The following is an 8,277-nucleotide window of genomic DNA, read 5'->3' as shown; positions in this document are numbered from 1 at the left end:
CCCCGGCGCAGCGGCGCCGGGGCCCGCCTTCGTGCTGTGCGCTCCATGCGGTGCCGTGCGGTGGATCGTTGTCGTAGCCCGTGGGCCGTCGGCTCGCGCCCGCGGATACCGGGCGGGCCGGTACGCCGTACTCTCGACGCATGGTCAACCTGACGCGCATCTACACACGTACCGGCGACTCCGGCACCACCAACCTCGGTGACATGAGCCGCACCGCCAAGACCGATTCGCGCATCGCGGCCTACGCGGACGCCAACGAGGCGAACGCCGCGATCGGCGTCGCGCTCGCCCTCGGCGATCTGCCGCAGGAGATCACGACCGTGCTCGTACGCGTGCAGAACGACCTCTTCGATGTCGGCGCCGATCTGGCCACCCCCGTCGTGGAAGATCCGGAGTTTCCGCCCCTGCGCGTCGAGCAGAGCTACATCGACAAACTGGAGGCGGACTGCGACCTCTTCCTCCAGGAGCTGGAGAAGCTGCGCAGCTTCATCCTGCCCGGCGGCACCCCCGGGGCGGCGCTGCTGCACCAGGCGTGCACGGTCGTACGGCGGGCGGAGCGCGCCACCTGGGCCGCGCTAGAGGAGCACTCCGAGACCATGAACGAACTGACCGCGACCTACCTCAACCGCCTCTCGGACCTGCTGTTCATCCTGGCGCGCTCGGCCAACAAGGAGGTCGGCGACGTGATGTGGGTGCCGGGCGAGAACCGCTGAGCGGACGGCGGGGACGGCGAGGACGGGGGCCGCGGCGGGCGCGCGGGTCGGCAGGGGGCTGAGGGGCCGACAACCGACGGTTTACGGATGACAGTTGGCGTTATCTGTCATCTGTCATCCGTCAACCGCCGCCTGTCACCTGTCACCTGTCACCTGCCAGCCGTCAGCCGTCAGCCGTCAGCCGCACTTCACCAGCCCCGCCTCGGCCTTCGCCGCGACCACCCGCTCCGCGTCCTTCTCCACCCGCTCGCGGAACTGCGCGTCGGAGCCCGCCCGTTCGAGCACCGCGCCGGTCATCTCGGGCAGCGTCTTCGCGTCGACGCTGAGGGCGACCGTCCCGCCCGCCGTGAGGAAGCGCAGCGCCCGCTCGCCGACCGGTACGTCCTCCAGCGCCTTGGCGGCGCCCAGGTCGTCCGAGACGATGACGCCGTCGAAGCCGAGGTCCTCGCGGAGCATGCCGGTGAGCACCGTCGAGGAGAAGGCGGCCATGTTGTCCGGGTCGATCTTGGTGTAGCGGGCGCTGGAGATCATCACCAGCGGTGTCTTCTCAGCGCCGACGGCGGCGCGGAAGGGTTCCAGGTAGGCGTCGTCCCGCGTGGTGACCTCGTCCTTGACGTCCTTGGCGTCGTCGGTGTTGCCGAGCACCCGGCCGAGCCCCGGGAAGTGCTTCACGGCCGGCGTCACGCCCGCGTCCGTCATGCCCGCCTGGTAAGCGGTGCCGTGCTCGGCGACCGCCCCGGGCGTGGTCCCGTAGTTGCGCTCCAGGAAGCCGATGGGCTTGTTGTCGCCGCCGAGGTCCGCGGGAACGGTGTCCAGTACGGGCGCCAGGTTGACGTTGACGCCCGCCGCGCTGAGCTGCCCGCCCCAGCCCTCGGCCTTGGACCGCAACTCCTCCGGGCTGAGCCGGCCCTGCTCGACGGCCGTGGGCATCGTGTCGAAGCCCTGCCCCTTCAAGTGCTGGACCTTGCCGCCCTCTTGGTCCGCGGAGACCCACATCGGCACACCGCCGGTGGTCGCCGCCTCCCGTACGCGGTCGCTGACCTGACGCGTCGCCTGCACTCCGGCGCTGCTGCCGTTGGTGAGGATGACGCCGCCGAGGTGCAGATCGCGTACGGCGGCGAGTTCGTCGTCCGCGGGCTCGTCCGCGTCGACGCCGCCGATGAAGAGCTGGCCCACCTGCTGCTCCAGGGTCAGCTCCGCCGTCTTCTCGGCGGCGCACTCCTGTGCGGCGGTACGTCCCGAGGAGTCGGAGGGCGAGGCGCCCGCGGTCAGCGCGAGCGGTACGACGGCGGCGAGGGCGGCGGCACCGCCCAGGACGGCGGAGGCGCGGGCGGTCGGCTTCTTCGGCATCTCGCGGGGTTCTCCAAGTCCGGGCGGGGGACGTGCGGGGCGTGGGACGAGTACGTGTGACGGGCAGTGCTCCGGGCCTCGGCGTCCGGCGTGCGACGCGGACGTGATACACGGAGGCACGCAGCACCGTAGGGGCCCGGCGGGCCCCCGCGCACGCGCCCGCGGCGGACGGCCTCCATGTGACCGAACCGTGCCCGCTCGGAACAGTGGTGCGTCCAATGCCGCCCGTCCTGAACCGCCTTCGCGCCCGTTTCCGTTCCGTTCCTACGATCCGAAGGCGCGCTCCCGCATAGCCGGACGGTGAATGGGCAGAACCATTCCGATCCACCGCTCGGAACCCTTCTTTTTTTGCCTCGGCTGAGCACTTTCCCCTTCTTAAGGACCTCTTAAGGCTGTTTTGAGGCTGCGCTGAGGTTTCCCCGGAAAATGACCTTCGACGCCTTACAGAACCAGCATATAGTCGCAGGTCAGAGCCTTGTACGGCCCTGCAATCCGCATTGCTTCGACACTTTCTGCAAAACACCGAGGCCCGGATGGAAGGCCCCAATACGGACGTACGGCATTCACGGCCCGCGCTTCCTCGTGCTGACCTGGTGAGAGGTGCGCCACATTGCACCACGGCGACCTCGCGGTTTTCGCGCGTAGCACGCACAGGCCGACGGGCATTCTTTGGGATTCTCTTTCCAATCTGATTTCTGTGAGTACCATCACTCGTACAAGGCCTGGACCAGAAAAGTGCTGGTCAGCCAAGAGGGGTTGGAGTTTCCGTATGGCCACCGACACAAGAAGGCGTACGCGCATCACGATCGCGGCGGCTGTGCTGCTCGCGGGCGTCGTCGCAGTCCCCGTAGCCAACGGCGCAGTCTCGGGAGAGGCGGACGGCAGCGCCAGTAAGGGGCAGGGCAACCACTGCACCCTCGACGCGAAGACCGGCGAGACGCAGTGCTTCAAGAGCCTCGACGCGGCGACCGGCATCGAGGGCAGCCAGCGGCTCCTCGACGCCTCCACCGGCAAGGCCAAGGCGACCGGCGAGACCCGTACCGGGGACGCACCCGTCGCCTCGTCCGGCGTCTCCACGAAGGACGACGAGGAGAGCAACATCATCGGCGCGACCGTCTTCGAGGACACCCGCTACGGCGGCGCCTCGCTGACGATCACCAACACCGCGCTGTGCGACGGCGACGACGACGTGGACTTCAAGATCGACCTCGGCGACGACTGGAAGGACAAGATCTCGTCCATCCAGCCCTGGGGCAACTGCACGCTCAACCTGTACTCGGAGCCCGGCCAGAGCGGCGACCGCGACGGTCCCTTCGACGAGCTCACTCCCGACCTCGGGAAGGTGATGGACGACCGCACGCAGTCCATCTCCTTCAGCTGAGGGGCAGTGCACGGAGAGTTCACAGCGTCGTACGCCTTATCCCACTGCCGCCGGAGGCACCATGAACCGCCGTAAGAAGATGTCCATGCTGGTCGTCGCAGTCGCCACTCTGGGCGCGACCGCGATGACCCCCGCGTCGCCGGCACAGGCCGACGACGATCAGCCGACCACCAGAGAACTGCTCGAACAGTGCGACGACGGCACCGACCTGTGCGTCTTCCACCCGTCCGGATCCCCCGTGGACTCCATGGGCGACCCGCACCAGGTCGGCGACAGCGCCTTCAACTGCACCAAGGACCTTCAGCGTTCGACCGTCGGCTGGTCCGACACCACCGGTGAGACCAACACCGTCGGCGTCTCCATGAGCGCCGAGTACGGCTTCACCGAGCTGTTCAAGGTGACGATCACCGCGAGCTACGAGCACTCCTGGCAGAGCTCGCACACCGAGGAGCAGCAGACCAACGTCGAGGTCAAGCCGGGCGAGGTCGGCTGGATCACGCGCGAGGCCGCCATGGAGGAGATCGACGGCACGTACGAGATGCACTTCGAAGACCCCTACTACGGGCACCGCATCTGGTACGTCCCCTTCACCGCCAAGGGCCCCAAGGCCGACGCACCCAGCACCAAGACCCAGCACACCCGCAAGATGACCAAGAAGGAGAAGCAGGAGCACTGCGGCTGACCACCCGCTCCGGCGTCACCTTCCTCGAAGGCAGCACCTGCCGCGCGCCATGTCCTTCGATGAGTTCACCCCGGGCCTCGGCCATGTGACGGACAGCAGGGCACGGTCCGTCCCGGCCGGGGCAGCGCGCGCAGAGACGCTCCGGCACCAACTGCCTTACCCCCACCCTCATCGGAGGCACCATGAACCGCCGCAGGAAGATGTCGATGCTGGTGATCGCCGTCGCCACTCTGGGCGCGACGGCGATGTCACCGGCCTCGCCGGCGCAGGCCGACGACGAGCAGCCGACCACGAGAGAGCTGCTCGAACAGTGCGACGACGGCACCGACCTGTGCGTCTTCCATCCCTCCGGAGCCCCCGTGGACTCCATGGGCGACGCGCACCAGGTCGGTGACAGCTTCTTCAACTGCACGAAGGATCTTCAGCGTTCGACGGTCGGCTGGTCCGACACCACCGGTGAGACCAACACCGTCGGCGTCTCCATGAAGGCGCAGTACGGCTTCACCAAGCTCTTCAGCGTGACCATCGAGGCGAGCTACAGCCACAGTTGGGAGAGCTCGCACACCGAGCAGCAGCAGACCAACGTCGAGGTCAAGCCGGGCGAGGTCGGTTACATCACGCGCGAGGCCGCCATGGAGGAGATCGACGGCACATACGAGATGCACTTCGAAGACCCCTACTACGGGCACCGCATCTGGTACGTCCCCTTCACCGCCAAGGGCCCCAAGGCCGACGCACCCAGCACCAAGACCCAGCACACCCGCAAGATGACCAAGAAGGAGAAGGAGCAGCACTGTAGCTAGCGTCCTCCCTTCCCCGGCGACCTCCTGATCGCCACCCCCCACACCCGCCGGCCCGGCCCCGCGTTCCCCTGCACGCGAGGCCGGGCCGCTTGATGTGCGGAAGCGCGTGTGCAGGGCACCCGCTCTGTGGTGATAAGCGCCTTTCTGTATGCATTCGCACCCTTGGGGTGAGCAGCATGGACGACAAGGACGAGCGCCGTGAGCAGGGGGACCGGCGGGACGAGTACGACGAGGAGTACGGGGACTACGAGGAGACCGGGGAGTACGCGGAGAACGGCGCGTACTCGGAGAACGGCGAGAGCGGCGAGCCGTACGACGCCGAGCCCTACGTTCCGGAGGAACGGGACGGGAGCGGTGACGGACGCGGGGACGGCTACGGCGGCGAGAACGGGAAGCTGCCCGAGCTCTCCCGGCACGAGGACCCCGACGTCCTGCTCGACGTGCCGCAGCTCCACGTCGAGGAGATCGACCTGGACGTCGAGGATCTGCGGGCGCGGGTCTCCCTCCAGGCCGAGGTCCTGGACATCCTCAAGCTCAACGTGGGCGCGGACGTGGCGCTGGGGAAGGTCCAGCTCGACGTCAAGGGCGTGGACGCCCAGGCGCTGCTGAAGGTACGCCTCGACAACGTCGCCCAGGTCATCGGCCGCGTACTGACGACGATCGACCGCGACCCGCAGATCCTGGAGCACCTCACCTCCGGCCTCGGCTCCGCCGCGAGCCAGTTGGGCAGCGGTGCCGGCGAGGCGGTCGGCGAACTGGGACGGGGCGCCGGCTCCGCCGTCGAGGACGTGGGCGAGGGCGCGAGCAAGGCGGTCGAGGACGTCGGCGAAGGCGCAGGCGAGACCGCGAAGGAGGTCGGACGGGGAGCCGGTAAGGCCGTCGAGGATGTCGGCGAAGGCGCAGGCGAGACCGCCGAGCAGCTCGGCCGCGGCGCGGGCGACGCCGTGCAGGACGTAGGCGAGGAGGCGGGCGAAGCCGTGGGGGACGTCGGCAAGGGCGCCGGCGAGACCGCGCGCGACGTCGGCGGGAGCGCCGCCCGTACGGTCGACGAATCCGGCCGCGCGGTGCGCGGGACCGCGAAGAAGGCCACCCGCGCGGCCCGGAGCGCGACCGGATCCGAGGGGCGGCCGTCCGGGGGCGAGGGCCGCTCGTCCCGCCCCGCGCGCTCCTCCCGCTCGTCACGCCCGGCCGGTTCCGGATCCTCCGAGGAGCGCTCCAAGCGGCGTCCCGCGCGCAAGCGGGAGCGCGACCAACCGCCGTGAAAGGGCGCGTACGCACCGGTGAGCAACGGCACCGACGACATCGAGCTGACGACCTCCGTCGCGGCCGACCGCCTCCGCTTCGGCGACCGGCCGCAGACCGACGTCCGCTTCCACGGCTCGCGGGGGCGCCGGACGTACTCGGGCGCGGAACGCGAGAATCTCCCGGAGCCCGTCGAGCCCGGTACCGACTACGAGGACGTACGGGTCGACTACCGCCTCGCCACCGGGCTGCGCACAGACGCGGCACGGGAGGACGGCGGGACCGGTTGACCCCCCGCAGTCCGCCGGTCTCCCCCGCTCCCCCGTCCCCCGTTCCCGGCGGCGGCTCCCTCAGCGCCGTCCGCCGGGCGAGGCGGACGGCGCCGTACGGTCGCCCTCCTCCCCCTCGGCCGCCTTCGCGGGCTTCCGCTTGGGCCAGACCGTGTAACTCAGCGCGATGAGCACGCTGATCACCGACACCAGGCCCATCTTCTGCTGCCACATCCGCAGCGACTCGGTCTGGCCCGCGTCGCCGACGTACCAGATCGCGAGTTGCAGCAGTACCGCCGCGATCGCCGCGCCTCCGACGGCGCGGGCGGTCATCTTCCACTCGTGCACGGCCCGCGGCATGCCGTACCGCGGGCGCTTGACCGGCGGCGGACCGCCGGCGAAGCGGTGCAGGAAGTGGCCGTCCGCCCACGTGATCATGTAGTGGCCGTGGGTCACGGTGAAGCCGATGTAGACGGCGGCCAGTCCGTGCTTCCAGTCCGGTTCGGCTCCCGCGCGCAGATCGACGGCGGTCACGATCAGCAGGACCACTTCGAGCAGCGGTTCGCAGAGCAGCACCGCGGCCCCGGTCCGCGGCATCCGCGCCAGATAGCGCAGCGCCAGTCCGGCAGCGAGGAGCACCCAGAAGGCGACCTCGCAGATGATGATCAGCGTGACGATCACGCTCGTCCCCCTTGTCCCGTCATGGCCCGCTGTCCCGTCGTGGGCCGCTGCCCGTCCCTGCGGAACGGGCCGCCGGCTCCGCGCCGTTGGCTCCAGCGTCCCAGTGCGGCGCCCCCGTACACGTCCTCACCAGCGACGATCCCGCCGCGCCCCACTGCATCCTTCGATGTACTACGCGGCGTACCGCCTGGTCCCCGAAGCCGACGCCGCTGTCCGTGGGGCGTGCTGAGATGGACCCATGCCCATGTCCCTGCCCCTGCCGCGGCGTCCGCCGCCGCTGCCGCTCCCTCCGCGGTCCCTGCGACCGCACCGCGACGGAGTGCTCATCGCGCTGGCCGGAATGGCCGGCGGGCTGGTGCTGTTGCGCTTCGGCCTCTACAACAACCCCGAGCGGGGCGGCGGTTACGGCGCCTGGCTGCTGATCCCCCTCGCCGTGATGTGTCTGACGGCGCTGGGACGCAGAAGCATGCAGCCGTGGGCGCTGCTGGTGGCCGTGGCCGCGCTCGCCGCGGACCTCGCGATGGGCTCGCTGCTGGCGACCGTGATCGTCTTCACCGACGTCGTCTACGCGGCGGTGCTGTACGGGCCGAGCCGCACGGCCCGTGCCCTGCTGCCCGCCAGCGTGGCCGTGACGGTCGCGGTGACCCTGGGCCTCCTGGCCGTCTTCCGCTCCCCCGCGACGCTGCTGCTCGGAGCGTTCTGCGCGGCGATCACCGTCGTACCGGCCTGGACGGCCGTGATCATCCGCGACCACCGCAACGCCGCCGCGGCGGAGCGCCTGCGCGCCGAACAGACCGCGCTGCTGGCCGAGATGGACCGCGTACAGGCCGTGAACGCCGAACGGGCCCGTATGGCACGGGAGTTGCACGACCTGGTCGCCAACCACCTCTCCGCCATCGCCATCCACTCCACGGCCGCCCTCTCGCTGGAGCCCCGCGACGAGACGGCGACGCGGGAGTCGCTCGGCGTCATACGGGAGAACAGCGTGCAGGGCCTGGCCGAGATGCGGCGCCTGATCGGGCTGCTGCGCGACGCGTCCGGCGAGGCGTCCGCCGAGCCCGCGGCCTCGCCGAGGCTCGCCGCGCTCGACGCCCTGCTGGACCGGGCGCGGTCCGGCGCGGGCAACCCCGGTCTCACCTTCGCGCTGCGCGACGAG

At 70.1% G+C, this 8,277-nt stretch carries 9 protein-coding genes; 7 read left to right on the top strand and 2 right to left on the bottom strand.

Annotated features, from left to right (window positions below; genetic code table 11):
- Window positions 1-140: 140 nt before the first annotated feature.
- A complete protein-coding gene (locus AN218_RS07100; RefSeq protein WP_070015908.1) occupies window positions 141-713 on the top strand; it encodes a cob(I)yrinic acid a,c-diamide adenosyltransferase in 573 nt (190 codons plus the stop codon).
- Between the two features lie 177 nt (window positions 714-890).
- Here the strand turns inward: AN218_RS07100 and AN218_RS07095 are convergent, their stop codons facing one another.
- Complete coding sequence (locus tag AN218_RS07095; RefSeq protein WP_079131899.1) at window positions 891-2,063, bottom strand: glycoside hydrolase family 3 N-terminal domain-containing protein; 1,173 nt, start codon at window positions 2,061-2,063, stop codon at window positions 891-893.
- A gap of 769 nt (window positions 2,064-2,832) precedes the next feature.
- Here AN218_RS07095 and AN218_RS07090 point away from each other — a divergent pair.
- From AN218_RS07090 to AN218_RS07070, 5 genes are all read left to right on the top strand, one after another.
- Window positions 2,833-3,444: a hypothetical protein gene (locus tag AN218_RS07090; RefSeq protein WP_070015907.1), complete on the top strand. Its 612-nt coding sequence runs from the start codon at window positions 2,833-2,835 to the stop codon at window positions 3,442-3,444.
- 61 nt (window positions 3,445-3,505) lie between these two features.
- The gene (locus tag AN218_RS07085; RefSeq protein WP_107421383.1) at window positions 3,506-4,126 is read left to right on the top strand and encodes a DUF4148 domain-containing protein; all 621 of its coding nucleotides are present in this window, start codon (window positions 3,506-3,508) and stop codon (window positions 4,124-4,126) included.
- Window positions 4,127-4,308: 182 nt separating this feature from the next.
- On the top strand, window positions 4,309-4,929 hold the full coding sequence (locus AN218_RS07080) for a DUF4148 domain-containing protein (RefSeq protein ID WP_107421382.1): 621 nt from the start codon (window positions 4,309-4,311) through the stop codon (window positions 4,927-4,929).
- Window positions 4,930-5,105: 176 nt separating this feature from the next.
- Window positions 5,106-6,191, top strand: coding sequence for a senescence-associated domain-containing protein (locus AN218_RS07075; RefSeq protein WP_244900328.1), 1,086 nt, complete (start codon window positions 5,106-5,108; stop codon window positions 6,189-6,191).
- 18 nt (window positions 6,192-6,209) lie between these two features.
- A complete protein-coding gene (locus AN218_RS07070; RefSeq protein WP_070015905.1) occupies window positions 6,210-6,461 on the top strand; it encodes a hypothetical protein in 252 nt (83 codons plus the stop codon).
- Window positions 6,462-6,521: 60 nt separating this feature from the next.
- Here AN218_RS07070 and AN218_RS07065 read toward each other — a convergent pair whose 3' ends face one another.
- On the bottom strand, window positions 6,522-7,121 hold the full coding sequence (locus AN218_RS07065) for a hypothetical protein (RefSeq protein WP_070015904.1): 600 nt from the start codon (window positions 7,119-7,121) through the stop codon (window positions 6,522-6,524).
- A gap of 238 nt (window positions 7,122-7,359) precedes the next feature.
- Here AN218_RS07065 and AN218_RS07060 point away from each other — a divergent pair.
- Window positions 7,360-8,277 (top strand): sensor histidine kinase (locus AN218_RS07060; protein ID WP_420855942.1); only part of this gene is annotated, 918 nt, incomplete at its 3' end.

The organism is Streptomyces nanshensis (assembly GCF_001751255.1).
GTDB lineage: Bacteria > Actinomycetota > Actinomycetes > Streptomycetales > Streptomycetaceae > Streptomyces > Streptomyces nanshensis_A.
Note: the sequence above shows the minus strand (reverse complement) of the source record. Positions and strands in the feature narration are given on the sequence as shown.